Genomic DNA, 16,923 nt, shown 5'->3' with positions numbered 1-16,923 from the left:
ACAAACTATCCACTCTCCTCAAATTATTCTTGCTGATATCAATTTCTCCAAGTGGTCTGACCACGAACACTACTACTATAATAATCGAAGTGTAGGGAAATTGTCCATTATATTTTCACAACTACATTTTCTTCCCCGACAATTTCACGAAGTGCTCCTAAACATTCTTCACTTGGATGAATCGATAAACTCCGAGATAATTGTACCATTTTATGTTCCTTTTCATAATAAATTAGTACTTTCGCAAAACCTGAATAGTCGAACAATATTTTCGTAACCTGATTTAAAAGCTTTTTCTCATACTGAGATGGCAATTTCACGTAAACAGATGCGTCTTTCTTTTCTTCATAAACATCCATTTCCTCTAGCGGATATAGTCCATTTACAATCCATTGCAGCTTATGATTTCTTAGCTCAATCGTACCGTCAACTAAAACAATTGCTCCTTCTTGCAACTTATCCGAGAAATGTATATACGTTTCCGGGAAGAGGACCGCTTCCATTTCATCATTTTGATCACAGAATGTAATAAATGCCATCTTTTGAAACTTTTTCGTACGAATCACTCTCACACTTGTTATATACACAATCGCTCTTTGTACTTTTTTCTTGTTTCGCATCGCCTGAGCGAGAGATGGAATTTCTAATTCTTTTGCTAACTTCACATACTGCGCTGTCGGATAACTTGATAAATAAAAGCCAAGTGCTTCCTTCTCTTTATTTAGTTGTTCAATAAAAGATAGCTCTTCTCCTTGTACATATTTCGATTTTGGAACAGCATCTCCTAAATCACGTGCGAGATTCGCGTACTCTAACGCCCCTTTAATACTTTTCCATAAATTCGTTCTCGAAACACCAAAATCGTCAAAACATCCCGACCAGACGAAAGCTTCTAAATTACGCTCCGTTACGAACTTTGACGGCATACGGAGACAAAACTCAAATAAATCTTCGAACATTTTTTTCTCTCGTTCTTCTAATAATGCCGTCACTGTAGCCATTCCAATATTTCGGATCGAAAGTAAACTGTAACGTATCGCATTCCCTTCTATTTGGAAGTTGTAACCACTCCTCTGAAGAGACGGCGGCAAAACGTGAAAACCTTTCCGCTTCGTTTCTCGTATATACTGTACAATCTTATCTTCATTTCCAATTGCGCTTGATAATAATGCCGTCATAAATTCCAGCGTATAATTCGCTTTCAAATAGGCAAGCTGATATCCAATCATACTGTAAGCTACAGCGTGACTTCGGTTAAAACCGTAATTCGCAAATCTTACAATTAAATCATAAATTTTCTCTGCGGATGTCTCATCGTATCCATTTCGCAAACATCCTTGGACGAAATGCTTACGTTCCTGATCTAAAATATCACGATTTTTTTTACTCACCGCACGGCGCAGTAAATCTGCTTCTCCGAGCGAAAAACCTGCTAACTTCGATGCAATTTGCATAATTTGTTCTTGGTATACAATGACGCCGTATGTTCTTTCTAAAATTGGCTTTAAATCCGGATGTAAATATTCAATTTTTCTTTTTCCATGTTTCGATTCAATAAAAGTCGGTATCTGTTCCATCGGTCCTGGTCTGTATAACGAGTTAACAGCTACGATATCTTCAAACTCATTCGGTTTTAACCCGCGAAGTACATTTCGCATACCACCTGACTCAAGCTGGAATACACCTGTTGTATCCCCTCTCCCTAATAATTGGAACGTCTTTTCATCTTGAAGAGGTAAGTTTCTTATATCGATTTCTTTCCCTGTTTTGTTCGCGATAAATTTTATAATATTTTCAAGTAACGTTAAATTACGTAATCCTAAAAAGTCCATCTTAAGCAACCCAAGTTCTTCTAGCGCATCGGCTGGATATTGGGTAACATAAACATCGTTATGTCCTTCTTGAATTGCTACACTGCCTGTTAGCGGTTCTTGACTCATAATAACACCAGCCGCATGAATAGACGTATGACGTGGTAAACCTTCTACACGTTTTGCGATTTCAAACACACGCTCATGTAGAAGATTCCCTTGTATAAACTCACGAAGTGATTGTGATTCTTCATATGCATCTTTTAACGTTATACCGAGCTTTGATGGGATAAGTTTTGAAAATATATCAATATCTCGCGGCGGAAGCCCCATTACGCGGGCAATGTCTCTAATTGCCGCTTTTGCTGCAAGCGTACCAAACGTTACAATTTGCGCAACACGGAGCTGACCGTATTTATCTTTCACATAGCGAATCATCTCATCACGTCTTACGTCTGGAAAATCAATATCAATATCAGGAAGCGTCACACGTTCAGGATTTAAAAACCTTTCAAATAATAGATCGTATTCAATTGGATCAATATCTGTAATTTCTAATACGTATGAAACGAGTGAACCAGCTGCCGATCCACGACCTGGTCCTGTTAGAATATGATTTTCATGTGCATACTTCATAAAATCCCATACGATGAGGAAATAATCACTAAATCCCATACGAGAAATAACATTTAATTCATGATCCAAACGCTTTATATGCACTTCTTTCGGAGCACCATATCGTTTCCGCAAACCTTCTTCACAAACACGACGCAAGTATATATCACTCGTTTCATTAGACGGAACAGGAAACTTCGGAAGTTGATTTACATGGAACGGTATTTCTACTTGGCAACGCTCTGCAATTTTTATTGTATTTTTGATTGCTTCCGGCGCATGGGAAAATAGTGCTTCCATTTCATCCGATGACTTTAAATAATACTGATCTGTTTTCAGCCTCGGCCTATCTGGATCAGTCATTTTCGTTCCACTTTCAACAGATAGTAAACATTCATGAACAAGCGCGTCACTTTGATTGATATAGCGCACATCATTTGTTGCAACGACTGGAATATTAACCCTACTAATAAATTCAGGTAGTTTCTCTTGTAAAAGCAACTCATCTTGAATCGCATGATGCTGCAAACTCATATAAAAATGACCGAACATATTTTGATATGTGCGAGCTACTTCTTCAGCCTGACTCTCATTGTCTTCTAGTAATAATTGCTCAATTTCGCCATCTTTACCTGGTGAAATTGCAATTAATCCTTTCGCATAATGCGCAAGCCACTTCTTAGGAATACCTTCTTTGGACTTTGTCATAATACTGCTAGAAATCTTTAATAAATTTTGGTAGCCTATTTCATTCTCAGCAAGTAATACAAGCGGATAAGACCTTTCTTCTTCTTCACTAAAAATAGAAGCGGTTAATCCAATAACAGGCTGTATACCATGTTTCTTACATGCTTTATAAAACGGAATAACGCCATACATAACATTTTCATCCGTAATAGCCAGCGATGAAAAACCGAGTTCTTTCGCCCTGACTACAAGCTCATCAATTTTACAAGCACTTTTTAATAAACTAAAAACGGTTTGACATTGTAAATGCACAAACTTCACTGTTGTACCCTCTCTTTACCTATTTGACTACTTTTATTATAGGTGATGAGGAAAGCGGAAATCAAAACATACTTCTTATACTTTGTCCATATATATGAAGAAGAAAGGGGAATGACGATGGATGTAAGAGAACATACTTTTTTCTCTCTGCTTATTATTAGTTATTTTATTGCCTTTGGGGTTATACTTGGCGGTTCATTAATTGGTGGATTTGGTGCGTTTCTTATCGGAAAACCAGCTCTAACTTACATTAATCAATTCGCCCAAAATTTAAGAATTTGGGCACTCGTTGCAGCAATCGGTGGAACATTCGATACCTTTTATAGCTTTGAAAGAAGTTTCTTTGGCGGAGATATGAAAGATATCGTAAAACAAATTCTCCTTATTTTTTTCGCAACTGGTGGTATGCAAACAGGTCTCATTATTATTAAATGGCTAACGCAGGAACATGTATGAGAGTACCAAGTGCCAATACAGCAAAAAGATGGTATTTAGTATTAGCTGGTGCTGCTGTTGGAGGCGTGTTGAGCTGGTTTATTTTTTTGTACATATACGGTGTTTTTCAAGAAGAACAAGCTAGTAAAATAGCAGAACAAAGAGAAATTATAGAAAAACAAGAAGCAAAGCTCCACGTCCTTCTCGAAGATCAAGAAAAATTGAACACTGAAAATAAACGACTCTTAACCATTCAAGAGATTAAAATAAAACTTATCAATCGAGAAAAATACGATTTAGACAATCTTACACTCGAAAATATGACTACATCTATCCATAATGATCTCCAGCATCTTTTAACGAAAAACATTCAAAGTATCGCAAAAAATAAAGACCTGCTAAAAAAGGTAATCGAAAATAAAACGTACAAACATTACGATCGGCTATACCGTTTTAAAGTCGATACAATATCTTTTGATACAGTGCTTGAAATTAGCATAACTATAGAGAAAGAAAAATAAAGAAGGAGGGCTTTAGCGCCGCTCCTTCTTTTCGTTCTAACATATAGTCTCTTATTTACAAATCTCACGTAAATCAGCAAAAAGACGATCCGCTTCTTCCCAAGAAGATGCCTTGGCACCAGAAGCCATCGGGTGCCCTCCGCCGTTATATTGCATTGCCAATTTGTTTATAACTGGTCCTTTTGAACGAAGACGAACACGAATTACGTCGTCTTCCTCTAAAAATAGAACCCACGCCTTTAATCCATCAATATTGCCAAGCGCTCCAACAACACCAGATGCTTCAGAAGGAAGTACATCAAACTCTTCTAATACTTCTTTCGTTAATTTAATGTAAGCTGCTCCTTCTTCTACCATCGTAAAGTTTTGTAAAATATAACCGTTTAAACGAGCAATTTTTTCTTTTGTCTTATACATTTCATTGTATAAATCTGTGAATTTCACACCCATGTCAACAAGCTCACTTACGTGACGAAGTGTTTTTGCTGTCGTATTTGGGAATAAGAAACGACCTGTATCTCCAACAATTCCTGCTAAAATAAGGCGGGCTGCTTCTTTTGTTATTTTTAACCCCTTATCTTTTCCATAGTTATAAAACTCATAAATCATTTCACTTGTAGAACTCGCTGTCGTATCTACCCACGTAATATCTCCATATGGATCTTCGTTTGGATGATGATCAATTTTAATTAACATCTTCCCTTTTGTATAGCGTTGATCGTCAACACGTTCTTGATTCGCAGTATCACAAACAATAACAAGCGCATTTTCGTATACACTATCTTCAATATCATCCATTACTCGTAAGTATGCTAGTGACGGTTCATTGTACCCAACCGTATAAATATTTTTCTCTGGAAACGATTCTTGTAGAATTGTACCAAGACCACCCTGTGAACCTAACGCATCTGGATCCGGACGCACGTGGCGATGAATAATAATTGTATCAAACTCTTTAATTGCTCCTAAAATTTGCTCATGCATATGTATAATCTCCTTTTTAATCAACTTCTTCACTTTAACGTGCAGTAAAAGCCCAATGGATGGGGTTAATCATTAGCGCATGGAAACATCCCCACACTAATTAAAGTTTCACTTTATCCTCCATTATAACGGAAAGTATTTCATACATGCGAACAATTGCTTTATAATAAAAGTTAGAAAGTTTAGATATTTCTTTTTCTTTTCTATTATTTTTCACAAAGAGATGGGAGTGTTCATTATGCCAGTATTAGTCTTCTGTATTATCGTCTCATTTATGTTGTACATCTTTTACAAAACAAAATACTTTCGTACAAACCGCCCAATGGAAAAAGGTTGGCTCTCAGGAAAATCCGCAATGGCACTCGGTTCATTCGTTTTATTTTTCGGGATAAACCAATTCTTTTTAGAACTTTCAACCGCTCGTATTATCGTTGGTGTTTTATTCATTCTATTTGGTAGTGCAAGTGTATTTAATGGATTTCGCCAATACAAACATTTCTTGCCATTGGCAGTTAAAGAAGCCGAAGTCTATGAAGCAACATAAAAAAGCATCAATATTGTGATGCTTTTTTACGTCCCCTAACTTTCAAAATCATATATGCAACAAACGCAGATGGTATATTAAATGGGTTACCTTGTACGTGAAAATGTAATTGTTCTTCTCCAAAAGACATTTTTTCATATAGCTCTCGCTGAGATAATCCTGTCTTTTCCTTTTTTTCATGTAAACCTTGTAAGTATAAATATTGGATCGGTATCATTACAAGAAAGTAAAATAGTGCGATACTACAAAAAAAGAGTACGGCTGACGACATAATGCATACCACCTTTCAGAAATCCATTTTCTTACAATATAATCATAACACAATATACGACGGAATTGAATTACTATTCTGTCTTTTATTACGTTACTTTTCCACTCCATCCCATACATATTCCACTAAAACTCCCATCTAAAATCATGCCTTTCAAATGTAAAACAGCAAAAAAGATGGAACAAATCAAAACGATTTGTCCCATCTTTTTATTTATCGATTAACTGAACCATAAGTAATGCTTTTCCAACAACATTACCTTCATGATGCACCTCTACATCGACCTTACCAAATTTACGCCCAATTTCTAATACTTTCGGATGAACGGATACAACATTATCAATTTGAACCGGCTTTACGAAATAAATCGTTAAGTTTTCAACAATTAAATCGCTTTTCTTTTGCGCACGAATGACGCGATTTGTCGCTTCTGTCACAATTGTTGCAAATACACCGTACGATAACGTTCCGATTGAGTTCGTCATTTGTGGCGTCACCGAAAATTGATATAGATGCTCATTCTTCGCTTCTTTTGGCGTCATAAATTGATTCGTTACAATATCATCAATTGTTTCTCCAACTTGTGGCTGACGTTGAATCATTTGCAGTGCCTGAAGTACATCTTGACGGCTAATAATACCTTGCAGCTTATTTCCTTCCTCAACGACAGGAAGTAATTCAATTCCTTCCCACACCATCATACGTGCCGCAGCCGCGACAGACATTTTACCGTTCACTGTAATTGGGTGTTTTGTCATTACTTTATCAATTGGTGTTTCTTTCGCTACACCGATCATATCTTTTGAAGTTACGATTCCTAGCACTTTGTTATTTTCATCGACGATTGGATATCTTCCGTGCATTGTCTCTTCGTTATACGCATGCCATTGCTGTACTGTATCACTCGGCCTTAAATATAACGTTTCTTCAATTGGCGTTAAAATATCTTCAACGAGTACAATTTCTTTCTTAATAAGTTGGTCATAAATTGCACGGTTAATTAACGTTGCAACCGTAAATGTATCGTAGCTACTTGAAATAATCGGCAGCTTTAATTCGTCTGCTAATTTCTTCACATGATCTTCCGTATCAAACCCGCCCGTAATTAATACAGCAGCTCCAGTTTCTAGCGCTAATTCATGTGCATTCGTACGGTTACCAATAATGAGTAAATTCCCAGCTTCTGTATAGCGCATCATCGCTTCTAATTTCATAGCTCCGATTACGAATTTATTTAATGTTTTATGTAGTCCTTCTCTGCCCCCAAGTACTTGACCGTCGACAATGTTAACGACTTCTGCATATGTCAGTTTTTCGATATTTTCTTTCTTCTTTTGTTCAATTCGAATTGTTCCGACACGTTCAATTGTACTAACATATCCTTTATTTTCTGCATCTTTAATTGCACGGTAAGCGGTCCCTTCACTTACACTCAAATCTTTCGCAATTTGTCTTACAGAAATTTTATGGCCTACTGGCAGGCTATTAATATGTTCTAAAATTTGGTTATGCTTGGTAGCCAAATGGTTTCACCATACTTTCTTTTCCCTAAATTCTTCATGTGTTGTACTTTTAGTATACTATATTTTCAAAACTGTTACACTCTCTCTTTGCATACCTGTACTATTTTTTTTATAACAAAATGACTCTTACATTCCACCAGTCATTCTATTACAACAATGTAATGCTATTGTCATCTCATTCGATAGTTCGTACACTTGATTACCTATACAATTAAGACAAGAAATAAAACAAAGGAGCGAACACATGATGAAAAAATTTTTAGAGGTTTTAGGTGCTGTATTTTTAGCTTTCGTAGATGGGAAAAAGGTTGCAATGGAATTGAATGAAACACCTGAACAACCACTTACCAAAAGAAAAGAATCACCAAAACAAATACAAGCATTAAAAGCTGTCCTACACACGTAAAAAACCCTTCACTTTTCTTTTCAAATGAAGGGTTTCTTTTCTATAGTGTAATACTTTCTCCAGCTTCTAATACTTTCCCTGTACAATTTTGTAGCTTTTCTACAAATTGATATGGATCTTGTTCAATAACTGGGAACGTATTGTAATGCATCGGTACAACAGTTTTCGCATTAATCCATTTTGCCGCTAGTACAGCATCTTCTGGTCCCATTGTGAAATTATCACCAATTGGTAAAAATGCTAGATCAACTTTATTTAATTCCCCAATTAACTTCATATCAGAGAATAGTGCAGTATCTCCTGCGTGGTATACAGTTTTCTCTTCTGCTGTAAATAAAATACCTGCTGGCATACCTGTATATGTAATCGTCTTATTTTCTTCATCAATATAACTAGAGCCGTGGAATGCTTGTGTAAACTTCACTTTTCCGAAGTCAAATTCATGTGAACCACCAATATGCATCGGGTGTGTATTTACACCTTGCCAACTTAAAAATGTTGCTAATTCAAATGGCGCTACAACAACTGCATTATTTTTCTTCGCAAGCTCTACTGTATCTCCAACATGATCACCGTGTCCATGCGATAAAAGAATTGCATCCACTTTTACATCTTCAGCTTTTAAATCTGTTTTCGGATTACCTGTTAAAAACGGGTCAATTAAAATAACTTTTCCATTCGCCTCAATTTTCACAACTGAATGTCCATGATAAGATACTTTCATTATTACATTCCTCCCCTATTCACATTCTCACTTTTTATTCTACATGATTTTTGAATCCCCTGTCTTTTCTAACATCTATTTACTTGTCATAACGCTTTCTTCCGAGTTAAAGTTATATTTGTAATTAAATATCTCGGGGGTGCCAATCGATGAATGCTAGATTAGAAAATTTAATGCAATGGCTAAAAGAAAAAAACATAGAAGCTGCGTTCTTAACTTCTACACCGAACGTTTTCTACATGACAAACTTCCACTGTGAACCACATGAAAGATTACTTGGTATGTTTGTATTCCAAGAAAAAGAACCTATTTTAATTTGTCCTAAAATGGAAGAAGGTCAAGCTCGTAACGCTGGCTGGGCACATGAAATTATCGGATTCACTGACACTGATCGACCATGGGATATGATTGCAAAAGCAATTAAAGACCGCGGCATCAATGCAAATGCAGTTGCAATTGAAAAAGAACATTTAAACGTAGAACGCTACGAAGAATTAACAAAACTATTCCCAAATGCAGCTTTCAAATCAGCTGAAGAGAAAGTTCGCGAACTTCGTTTAATTAAAGATGAAAAAGAGCTTTCTACTTTACGCGAAGCAGCTAAAATGGCGGACTATGCTGTTGAAGTTGGTGTAAATGCAATTAAAGAAAACCGCAGCGAGCTAGAAGTATTAGCAATTATTGAACACGAATTAAAAACAAAAGGCATACATAAAATGTCATTTGATACGATGGTATTAGCAGGTGCGAACTCAGCTCTTCCACACGGTATTCCTGGCGCAAACAAAATGAAACGCGGCGATTTCGTACTATTTGATTTAGGCGTAATCATTGATGGTTATTGCTCTGATATTACACGTACAGTGGCATTCGGTGGGATTTCTGAAGAGCAAACTCGTATTTACAACACTGTACTTGCTGGACAACTACAAGCAGTTGAAGCATGTAAACCAGGTGTTACACTTGGCGCAATCGACAATGCTGCTCGTTCTGTTATCGCAGATGCAGGTTACGGTGACTTCTTCCCGCACCGCCTTGGTCACGGACTTGGAATTAGCGTACACGAATATCCAGATGTAAAAGCTAGTAACGAGTCTCCATTAAAAGAAGGTATGGTCTTCACAATCGAGCCAGGTATTTACGTACCAAACGTAGGTGGCGTTCGTATTGAAGATGATATTTACATCACAAAAGACGGATCAGAAATTTTAACGAAGTTCCCGAAAGAATTACAATTTGTAAAATAAGAAAAAAGGCAGCTTGGTTGCTGCCTTTTTCTATTTCTCTACTATTTCAAATTTCTCTACAATCATTTTTGCTGGATAACTTTCAAGCATTTGAGAAGACCATAATTTTATTTTATCCCCTGTTTTTAATTGATTATATGCACGTTTATCCTTAAAGCTCAAAACTATATGTGATGGATACTCTTTATTCATTTGTTGTTCTATATAATTTTGTAACTCTATTTTTGTTTCAAACGTTTTATCACTGACGAAAAATACCGTGTCATTTCTTACTATGCCATACCCTTCTTCAGGTACTTTTTTTACCTCTACTTGTTTTGTAGTGCACGCTGATAATATGATTAGAAATACACTTATAAACATTAATTTTTTCATATGCCTATTCATTTTTAACTCCTTACTCTAGGCTATTTCAAATTTAACACCATCTTCTCCTCATACTTATCATCCCATTTAATCACAACCTCTATCGGTTCATCTTTAGATAAAGGCGCACAACTTACACAAGATGATTTCATTTCAATCTTTGCTCCTTTATGACTTTCTGACGTTTGTGTCATTGTGCTAAAGGCTCCATTAATAGCAATCTCTAAATTTTTAAATTCTGTACTCCCATCTCCGCCTTTGTACTGAAACGTAAACACTCCATCTTCACTGTCGTCCTTAATATGGCCCTTATATTGTCCCGTCCAACTTTTGCTCTCGCTAGAAAAAGTAACATACCAAATCGAACAACTCCCTAAAAAGAAAATACTAATGAAAAAGAATAATGCTCTCTTCATCATGCCCCTCCATTCAAAAGCATTTATTTATTGTCTATTTCTTCCTCTTATTACACTATCAAAATACAGAATTTTCTAAAATAGGAGGTTTATATGTTACAACAACAGTTAGAAGAAATTTGTAATAATAATTACGTAATCAATAATGTCCTCAATATCGATCCTTTAAGTTCCAGTATGCTGGAGCATATTGGGGATACTGATAGTTATTTAAGAGATAAACTTATCTACTCTACTTTTTATCACCTAATCAAGAAGGACTATATTTCACACACACACTTACAGAAACTATTATCAGAAAGCATCAGTGACAAATATTTATTGTATAAAATTCATTCGGATGACGAAGATGCGGTATTTACCCGCGCCTTTACAACATTATTAATTACACTCATTATTGATGCCGATACAAACCATAATTTCTTATCACAGGCTGATCTTTTACATGTAAAAGATCAATTAGTTCTATATATGAACAACGAGCATGATTTCCGCGGATATGTGCAAGACCACGGCTGGGCACATAGTATCGCTCACGCTTCTGATACATTTGAGGCGCTTATTCGTAGTCCTAAACTGGAAACTTTATATTACGAGGAAATATTACAAACTTTATTAAACAAAGTTTGCGTCCATTCTATTTACTACAAATATGAGGAAGATGAACGTCTCGTTTATCCGATTGTCGCAATGCTCCAAAGTGGTCTAAAAGAAGAAGTACTCATATTAGCCCTTCATGATTTAGTAGCTCAATTACCCGTCAAAAAACAAACATTACATATTGAATCGTACGAGTATCTATACGGAAATATAAAATCTTTCTTACGTAGCTTATTTTTCAGATTACGTACAATGTCTATATGTAAAGAAACTGAATGCGAAATTGAAAAATTGCTACAAGAACTTCGAAAATATTATTAAAAAAAGAAGGCCACTTAGAAAGTGCCTTCTTCTATTTCACTAATATTTAATTGAAATTTCACGATCCAAACTGAGAAAAGGTGGACAAGAAGCGCAAACGCCATACATGCTCCGCTTAAAAAAGTTAGTATAGGATGCGAATACACGTGCCCTAATCCATAGGATATCGCCACGAAAAACATTGTTATGTAAATATAAATTGCTCCATGTATTTGCCTCATATAAACCTCCTTTTCACATAGTATACCATAAATTTTCTGATTATTCACATTAATAGACTGTAATTAATATTTCTCAACTGTTACACCTCTTACAGCAGCCTTAATATACGGTGACCCTTGTAAACTTTGTAAATCCTCTGTTTTCCCTGTTACGACTACACCGTATATTGGTAAGTCTTTTGGTTTGGTGTTTTTTATTTCTTTATAATATTGTTCAAAATAATCACTTGGTATACCTTCACTATTTTTTGCTAAATGCTTCATTTGGTACAGAAACTCTTTTGAGTTTATTGTTAAATCGTTTTTCACATCTTCTTTTACTTTTGCATAACTTCCTTCAAATCCAAAAACATTTCTAGCCATTTCCGCATTTAATATTGCGCCATTTTTAGGATCTTTTAACCCTACATAAGAATCACTTTTCTTTTCATTATATGTATCTACCCAAAACCAAACTGGCTGTACACTTTTCGGAAGCATCTCAGTAATTTGTTCAGCTGTATACGATTTATCAAAAGATAAGGCTACTTCTGCAACTTTATTTTGCAAATCTCCAATATTTTTCAGGTCATCCACATAATTTTTATAAGTAACGAAAGGTAAATAAAACCTCATTTCCCTCTGCATTGTTTGCACATTATAATCTGGTATCGTAACAGCCTCTTCACCCCTTTTTTCCTCATCTAGACTAACAAGTTCACCATTGTAATGCTTCATACTATAACTCCATATACCAGATTCGTATATATCATTTACCCATTTCACTGGTTGACCAGCTATATTTTTATAAGAGTTATATATTACTGTACTTCCTGTCATACCAAGACTTAAATACATACTTCCGCTGAAACGGATATTAGGCCCTTGAACCATATGTAGTGCATTCATTTCTCTTTCCATTTTTCTAAATGTTTGCTGAGAAAAGTAAGCTGCACCCAAAAACAAAATTACTATAACCATAATGGACGCACAAATAGAAATAAGCCAGTTTCTCCAAAACTGCTTCCTCTTCGCTCTCTTCATCAAAGTCTTCACTTGCTTATCATTCATATTCAAATCAAAGTCCTTCCGACTCATCATTTCTCCTCCTATACAGTTTTTTAAATTGATTTCTTGCACGGTACAAGCTTGTTTTTACTGTATCTTCTTTCATACTTAATAAAATGGCAATTTCCTTATAAGATAGTTCATACTCATATTTCAACAGTAAAATATGACGATAATCCTCCGTCATCGTCTCCAATATTTCTTGTACTTCTCCTTGTAACTCACTTGTTAAAAGCACTTCATCTAATGACTTTTGCCCAATAAGAACGACAGATTCAATCGCAATGGGATTTAGCCTTTTTTCTTTTCGATGTAAATCTCGGTGCTGATTTATCGCAACTCTAAATAGCCACGGTGCTAAATGTCCTAACGGTATTTCCTCCATAAGCAATAAAGCTTTATACAACGTATCTTGCACAATATCTTCTGCTTCTTTTCTATCTGCTCCAATCTTAATTAAGTATCCAAACACAGCTTTTGATTTCTCTATTAATAACGATTCAAACGTATCATGACTCATTCGGCTCTCCTCTCTATATACTCAACGTTTGAGAGCGTAAAATGTATACAGCTTTTCTAAAAAAAATTCCATAATAAAAAGCACATCCATTTTGATGCGCTTCTATCTGAAATACTATTCTATTATTTCATCGCTTCCTTCACAACATCTTGAATCATAACAACTTCTGTTTTCATATCAACAGATGGTGCTTCTTCATCAATACATTCATACCAAAACGCTAAATGCTTTTTATCAATTTCATGATGCGAATTTTCGACAAAAATACCACCTTTTCCTTGCACAGAATACCAATATAAGTACTCTTCTCCATCTCTTATTTCCCGGAAAATTGTCTCAACGTACATTTTTTCGTCGTTTAGTGTCAACAGCACTTCTTTCATATTGTCATTCAGAAGCTGCATCCATTCATCTACACGACGACTTTTACCTTGTTTCACTTTGAATCTCGTTAACTCCACATTCATTTTTATTCCCCCGTTTTCTTACGTACAAGCAATCTATATTCTATTGGATGATAAAGACTTAATTTACTAGCTAATTTTTGCGAAGGAATATTGTCTACATAACAATCCCAGCACGGTGTAATATTATTTTTCATACAATGTTCAATGAACCGCATTGCAACAGCTTGGGCTAATCCTTTCCCTTGATATGCTTCATGCGTTACAATATCAATTTCAGCAAATCCATTCCCGTTAAATATCGAAACACATTCCGCTACAATTATCCCATCTTGTTCTATACAGAATCCAAAGCCATTATTTAAAAACACTTTAGTTGATCCCCAATATTCTTTATAATATTCCTCTGTAAATTCATTGCTTTGTGCTATATCTTTTCTATCAATACGCTTCACTTCATATGTATTTATGTTACAATCTTGTTTTTTCTCTTCAAAGGTTATGCTTTGAAATTTCATTCGCGGAATGTTCCGAAGTATATTACTAAATCGCCCTTCTATCATCATTTCCCACTCTTCACTTGAAGTAAAGAGTGTAAATCTCTTCTCTGTTTTTTCAATAGCCATTTTTAAATATGCAAATAAATTTTCGTTATACTTGTGATCATCCGTATCACCAAATAAATAATAGATACCGTTACCTGTAATAATTAATCCTGCTGTTAACTGCCCGTTTGTAAAAACTTCACCATCTATCATTTGATCACATACCGCATAAGCAAACGTCTTCGTTTTTGTATGACTTTCTAAAATCGGAAGGATTTTTCTATACTCGGCTACAGATAATTTTTTCATAATTGCTTCACTATAATTGTATCCGCCTCTATATTTTCAAAACAAAGATTTACCGTTCTCTTTAATGCTCTCGTTCTATGAATCGTACATGCTGGAATTAAAATAGAATCATTTGGCTTTAATACCGCTGTTTCTCCATCCTCAAAATCAATAAGTAATTCTCCCTCTAATACAATGAATAATTCATCCGAATTAGAATGATAGTGCCAATCATATTCACCAGTAAATACAGCGATTCGTAAGCAATGACTATTTACATTTGAAACGACGAAGTTTTTATGTTGATCTTGAATGTCCTTTGTTAATTCTATTAAGTTCACAGTTTCCATCTTTCGTCTCATCCTTTCATTAGTCGTTCTTCTGAAAAACTAGCTTAGTCTCCACCACCTCCGCAATCTCCCCCACCATCACTTGAGCTGCTACAATCATTGCTACTGTAGTCACCGAATCCACTTGATGAACTTGAAGCATATGAAGATTTTTTTCTCATTTTTCTTTGCTTATCTTTCTTACTTTCATGACTAGGCCATACTGTAGCAAAGAGTATAACGAATAAGGCTAATTCTATTACGACAAGTGTAACTTCTAGAATGCTCTCAATAATATTGGGGGTTATCTCAAAACTGTACAACACTCCAAATGAATACATACACAAAATCACATACAGAGCCATACAAATATACCGAAATGTTTTCTCTATCATAATGACCACTTTTTTTGAAAGAGGTATGTTCTGTTCCTGTTTTTTCTTTATATACTTTTGTCTTTTAGCTTGCTTTTTCTTCCTCTTTTTGCTCCCCATTGAATCCCCTCTTTTTGTTATATAATTCTAAATTATCATAATGAAAATCAATTTACACCAATAAATAACAATTATTCACATGTTATTTCTCCATAAAAAAAGACCCTCCTCATAAAGGAAGGTCTTGAATTTGTCTCTATTATGATAAAGCAGGAGCTTTTTCAAGAAGCTCTTTCGCATCAGCGTATTGTAAGCCGTGCGCTTCTGCAACTGCTTCGAATGTTACATATCCGTCTAATGTGTTAATACCTTTTAATAATGCAGTGTTGCCTAGGCAAGCATCTTTGTAGCCTTTGTTCGCAATTTGCACTGCATATGGTACTGTTACGTTTGTTAATGCAAGAGTTGACGTACGTGGAACCGCACCTGGCATATTAGCAACTGCATAATGAACAACGCCGTGTTTTTCGTAAGTTGGGTTATCATGAGTTGTAATACGATCAGTTGTTTCGAAAATACCACCTTGGTCAATCGCGATATCTACAACGACAGAACCTGGTTCCATTGATTGAATCATTTCTTCAGTTACAAGTTTTGGCGCTTTTGCACCTGGAATTAATACTGCACCAATAACAAGGTCAGATTCTTTTACAGCTTCTGCAATGTTGTATGGATTAGACATTAATGTTTTTACTTGGTTACCGAAAATGTCATCTAGTTGACGAAGACGTTCTGCGCTTAAGTCGATGATTGTTACATCTGCACCTAAACCTACTGCAATCTTCGCTGCGTTTGTACCAGCTTGACCACCGCCGATAATTGTTACTTTGCCGCGTTTTACCCCTGGAACGCCTGCAAGTAAAATACCTTTACCGCCTTTGTTTTTCTCAAGGAATTGTGCACCGATTTGTGCAGACATACGACCTGCTACTTCACTCATAGGTGCAAGTAATGGTAATGAACGATTATCTAATTGTACTGTTTCGTATGCAATTGATACAACTTTGTTATCAATTAATGCTTTCGTTAATTCTGGTTCTGGAGCTAAGTGTAAGTATGTGAATAAAATTAAACCTTCGCGAAAATAGCCGTATTCACTTGCTACTGGCTCTTTTACCTTCATAACCATATCTTGATTCCATGCTTCTTCAGCAGTTTCAACAAGTTTCGCACCAGCTTGTACGTATTCTTCATCCGTAAAGCCAGACCCTAAACCTGCTCCTTTTTGAACAAAAACTTCATGACCATTTTGCACTAAATGTACTGCTCCCGCTGGCGTCATTGCCACGCGGTTTTCATTGTTTTTAATTTCTGTTGGAATACCGATACGCATTATTAGTTCC

At 35.6% G+C, this 16,923-nt stretch carries 21 protein-coding genes; 6 read left to right on the top strand and 15 right to left on the bottom strand.

The annotated features are described in order from the left end of the window. Positions 1–107: 107 nt before the first annotated feature. On the bottom strand, positions 108–3,434 hold the full coding sequence (gene dnaE / locus ACTFRH_RS25135; RefSeq protein WP_000673719.1) for a DNA polymerase III subunit alpha: 3,327 nt from the start codon (positions 3,432–3,434) through the stop codon (positions 108–110). Positions 3,435–3,476: 42 nt separating this feature from the next. Here dnaE and ACTFRH_RS25130 point away from each other — a divergent pair, with 42 nt between their 5' ends. Further along, a complete protein-coding gene (locus tag ACTFRH_RS25130) occupies positions 3,477–3,890 on the top strand; it encodes a YtrH family sporulation protein (RefSeq protein WP_002005839.1) in 414 nt (137 codons plus the stop codon). Continuing rightward, on the top strand, positions 3,887–4,390 hold the full coding sequence (gene ytrI / locus ACTFRH_RS25125) for a sporulation membrane protein YtrI (protein WP_001265736.1): 504 nt from the start codon (positions 3,887–3,889) through the stop codon (positions 4,388–4,390). The genes ACTFRH_RS25130 and ytrI overlap by 4 nt, the downstream gene beginning before the upstream one ends. 51 nt (positions 4,391–4,441) lie before the next feature. On the opposite strand, the gene ACTFRH_RS25120 is transcribed toward ytrI, so the two are convergent. Further along, complete coding sequence (locus tag ACTFRH_RS25120) at positions 4,442–5,374, bottom strand: DHH family phosphoesterase (protein ID WP_000545135.1); 933 nt, start codon at positions 5,372–5,374, stop codon at positions 4,442–4,444. A gap of 238 nt (positions 5,375–5,612) precedes the next feature. On the opposite strand from ACTFRH_RS25120, the gene ACTFRH_RS25115 reads away from it, so the two are divergent. Further along, positions 5,613–5,918 carry a YtpI family protein gene (locus tag ACTFRH_RS25115; protein ID WP_001144757.1) on the top strand — a complete coding sequence of 102 codons (306 nt, stop codon included), beginning with the start codon at positions 5,613–5,615 and terminating at the stop codon, positions 5,916–5,918. Positions 5,919–5,925: 7 nt separating this feature from the next. Here the strand turns inward: ACTFRH_RS25115 and ACTFRH_RS25110 are convergent, their stop codons facing one another. Both ACTFRH_RS25110 and ACTFRH_RS25105 read right to left on the bottom strand, forming a co-directional pair. Then, positions 5,926–6,189 carry a DUF3949 domain-containing protein gene (locus tag ACTFRH_RS25110; RefSeq protein ID WP_000093043.1) on the bottom strand — a complete coding sequence of 88 codons (264 nt, stop codon included), beginning with the start codon at positions 6,187–6,189 and terminating at the stop codon, positions 5,926–5,928. 209 nt (positions 6,190–6,398) lie between these two features. Next, complete coding sequence (locus tag ACTFRH_RS25105; RefSeq protein WP_000201573.1) at positions 6,399–7,712, bottom strand: CBS domain-containing protein; 1,314 nt, start codon at positions 7,710–7,712, stop codon at positions 6,399–6,401. 244 nt (positions 7,713–7,956) lie between these two features. Between ACTFRH_RS25105 and ACTFRH_RS25100 the strand changes: the two genes are divergently transcribed. Beyond that, a complete protein-coding gene (locus tag ACTFRH_RS25100) occupies positions 7,957–8,118 on the top strand; it encodes a hypothetical protein (protein ID WP_000976012.1) in 162 nt (53 codons plus the stop codon). A gap of 40 nt (positions 8,119–8,158) precedes the next feature. On the opposite strand, the gene ACTFRH_RS25095 is transcribed toward ACTFRH_RS25100, so the two are convergent. Beyond that, on the bottom strand, positions 8,159–8,842 hold the full coding sequence (locus tag ACTFRH_RS25095; RefSeq protein ID WP_000868924.1) for a metal-dependent hydrolase: 684 nt from the start codon (positions 8,840–8,842) through the stop codon (positions 8,159–8,161). Between the two features lie 149 nt (positions 8,843–8,991). Here ACTFRH_RS25095 and pepQ point away from each other — a divergent pair, with 149 nt between their 5' ends. After that, complete coding sequence (gene pepQ / locus ACTFRH_RS25090; RefSeq protein ID WP_131251226.1) at positions 8,992–10,089, top strand: Xaa-Pro dipeptidase; 1,098 nt, start codon at positions 8,992–8,994, stop codon at positions 10,087–10,089. Between the two features lie 30 nt (positions 10,090–10,119). Here pepQ and ACTFRH_RS25085 read toward each other — a convergent pair whose 3' ends face one another. Together ACTFRH_RS25085 and ACTFRH_RS25080 are read right to left on the bottom strand one after the other, a co-directional pair. Beyond that, complete coding sequence (locus ACTFRH_RS25085; protein WP_001079382.1) at positions 10,120–10,476, bottom strand: DUF3221 domain-containing protein; 357 nt, start codon at positions 10,474–10,476, stop codon at positions 10,120–10,122. A gap of 20 nt (positions 10,477–10,496) precedes the next feature. Beyond that, positions 10,497–10,871 carry a hypothetical protein gene (locus ACTFRH_RS25080; RefSeq protein WP_000816731.1) on the bottom strand — a complete coding sequence of 125 codons (375 nt, stop codon included), beginning with the start codon at positions 10,869–10,871 and terminating at the stop codon, positions 10,497–10,499. 93 nt (positions 10,872–10,964) lie between these two features. On the opposite strand from ACTFRH_RS25080, the gene ACTFRH_RS25075 reads away from it, so the two are divergent. After that, entirely contained in the window at positions 10,965–11,792 is an 828-nt protein-coding gene (locus ACTFRH_RS25075) for a DUF2785 domain-containing protein (RefSeq protein WP_000941450.1), read from the top strand. Positions 11,793–11,806: 14 nt separating this feature from the next. Here ACTFRH_RS25075 and ACTFRH_RS25070 read toward each other — a convergent pair whose 3' ends face one another. From ACTFRH_RS25070 to ald, 8 genes are all read right to left on the bottom strand, one after another. Further along, on the bottom strand, positions 11,807–12,013 hold the full coding sequence (locus tag ACTFRH_RS25070; protein ID WP_001248905.1) for a hypothetical protein: 207 nt from the start codon (positions 12,011–12,013) through the stop codon (positions 11,807–11,809). 63 nt (positions 12,014–12,076) lie between these two features. Beyond that, positions 12,077–13,090 (bottom strand): anti sigma factor C-terminal domain-containing protein, encoded by a 1,014-nt coding sequence (locus ACTFRH_RS25065; protein WP_000087172.1) that lies wholly within the window; start codon positions 13,088–13,090, stop codon positions 12,077–12,079. Beyond that, on the bottom strand, positions 13,071–13,580 hold the full coding sequence (locus ACTFRH_RS25060) for an RNA polymerase sigma factor (protein WP_000017720.1): 510 nt from the start codon (positions 13,578–13,580) through the stop codon (positions 13,071–13,073). Before ACTFRH_RS25060 ends, ACTFRH_RS25065 begins: the two co-directional genes overlap by 20 nt. A gap of 122 nt (positions 13,581–13,702) precedes the next feature. Then, complete coding sequence (locus ACTFRH_RS25055; protein WP_001100236.1) at positions 13,703–14,047, bottom strand: DUF6176 family protein; 345 nt, start codon at positions 14,045–14,047, stop codon at positions 13,703–13,705. 2 nt (positions 14,048–14,049) lie between these two features. Beyond that, positions 14,050–14,838 carry a GNAT family N-acetyltransferase gene (locus ACTFRH_RS25050; RefSeq protein WP_000736735.1) on the bottom strand — a complete coding sequence of 263 codons (789 nt, stop codon included), beginning with the start codon at positions 14,836–14,838 and terminating at the stop codon, positions 14,050–14,052. Further along, positions 14,835–15,167, bottom strand: coding sequence for a cupin domain-containing protein (locus tag ACTFRH_RS25045; RefSeq protein ID WP_000450940.1), 333 nt, complete (start codon positions 15,165–15,167; stop codon positions 14,835–14,837). Before ACTFRH_RS25045 ends, ACTFRH_RS25050 begins: the two co-directional genes overlap by 4 nt. Positions 15,168–15,211: 44 nt before the next feature. After that, positions 15,212–15,640 carry a hypothetical protein gene (locus ACTFRH_RS25040; RefSeq protein ID WP_000534940.1) on the bottom strand — a complete coding sequence of 143 codons (429 nt, stop codon included), beginning with the start codon at positions 15,638–15,640 and terminating at the stop codon, positions 15,212–15,214. 139 nt (positions 15,641–15,779) lie between these two features. After that, the gene (gene ald / locus ACTFRH_RS25035) at positions 15,780–16,913 is read right to left on the bottom strand and encodes an alanine dehydrogenase (protein ID WP_001219405.1); all 1,134 of its coding nucleotides are present in this window, start codon (positions 16,911–16,913) and stop codon (positions 15,780–15,782) included. Positions 16,914–16,923 lie beyond the last annotated feature (10 nt).

This window comes from Bacillus cereus group sp. MYBK216-1 (genome assembly GCF_051916495.1).
GTDB classification, from domain to species: Bacteria; Bacillota; Bacilli; order Bacillales; family Bacillaceae_G; genus Bacillus_A; species Bacillus_A thuringiensis_K.
This window is presented reverse-complemented; position numbering and strand designations above follow the sequence as displayed.

Excerpts from the sequence above, each read along its gene's own strand:
- ACTFRH_RS25055 (WP_001100236.1), bottom strand. The coding sequence starts at position 14,047 with ATGAATGTGGAGTTAACGAGATTCAAAGTGAAACAAGGTAAAAGTCGT.
- ACTFRH_RS25115 (WP_001144757.1), top strand. The coding sequence starts at position 5,613 with ATGCCAGTATTAGTCTTCTGTATTATCGTCTCATTTATGTTGTACATC.
- ACTFRH_RS25095 (WP_000868924.1), bottom strand. The coding sequence starts at position 8,842 with ATGAAAGTATCTTATCATGGACATTCAGTTGTGAAAATTGAGGCGAAT.
- ytrI (WP_001265736.1), top strand. The coding sequence starts at position 3,887 with ATGAGAGTACCAAGTGCCAATACAGCAAAAAGATGGTATTTAGTATTA.
- ACTFRH_RS25080 (WP_000816731.1), bottom strand. The coding sequence starts at position 10,871 with ATGAAGAGAGCATTATTCTTTTTCATTAGTATTTTCTTTTTAGGGAGT.
- ACTFRH_RS25110 (WP_000093043.1), bottom strand. The coding sequence starts at position 6,189 with ATGTCGTCAGCCGTACTCTTTTTTTGTAGTATCGCACTATTTTACTTT.
- ACTFRH_RS25045 (WP_000450940.1), bottom strand. The coding sequence starts at position 15,167 with ATGGAAACTGTGAACTTAATAGAATTAACAAAGGACATTCAAGATCAA.
- ACTFRH_RS25100 (WP_000976012.1), top strand. The coding sequence starts at position 7,957 with ATGATGAAAAAATTTTTAGAGGTTTTAGGTGCTGTATTTTTAGCTTTC.
- ald (WP_001219405.1), bottom strand. The coding sequence starts at position 16,913 with ATGCGTATCGGTATTCCAACAGAAATTAAAAACAATGAAAACCGCGTG.
- ACTFRH_RS25040 (WP_000534940.1), bottom strand. The coding sequence starts at position 15,640 with ATGGGGAGCAAAAAGAGGAAGAAAAAGCAAGCTAAAAGACAAAAGTAT.
- ACTFRH_RS25060 (WP_000017720.1), bottom strand. The coding sequence starts at position 13,580 with ATGAGTCATGATACGTTTGAATCGTTATTAATAGAGAAATCAAAAGCT.
- ACTFRH_RS25075 (WP_000941450.1), top strand. The coding sequence starts at position 10,965 with ATGTTACAACAACAGTTAGAAGAAATTTGTAATAATAATTACGTAATC.
- ACTFRH_RS25050 (WP_000736735.1), bottom strand. The coding sequence starts at position 14,838 with ATGAAAAAATTATCTGTAGCCGAGTATAGAAAAATCCTTCCGATTTTA.
- pepQ (WP_131251226.1), top strand. The coding sequence starts at position 8,992 with ATGAATGCTAGATTAGAAAATTTAATGCAATGGCTAAAAGAAAAAAAC.
- ACTFRH_RS25120 (WP_000545135.1), bottom strand. The coding sequence starts at position 5,374 with ATGCATGAGCAAATTTTAGGAGCAATTAAAGAGTTTGATACAATTATT.
- ACTFRH_RS25065 (WP_000087172.1), bottom strand. The coding sequence starts at position 13,090 with ATGAGTCGGAAGGACTTTGATTTGAATATGAATGATAAGCAAGTGAAG.
- ACTFRH_RS25085 (WP_001079382.1), bottom strand. The coding sequence starts at position 10,476 with ATGAATAGGCATATGAAAAAATTAATGTTTATAAGTGTATTTCTAATC.
- ACTFRH_RS25070 (WP_001248905.1), bottom strand. The coding sequence starts at position 12,013 with ATGAGGCAAATACATGGAGCAATTTATATTTACATAACAATGTTTTTC.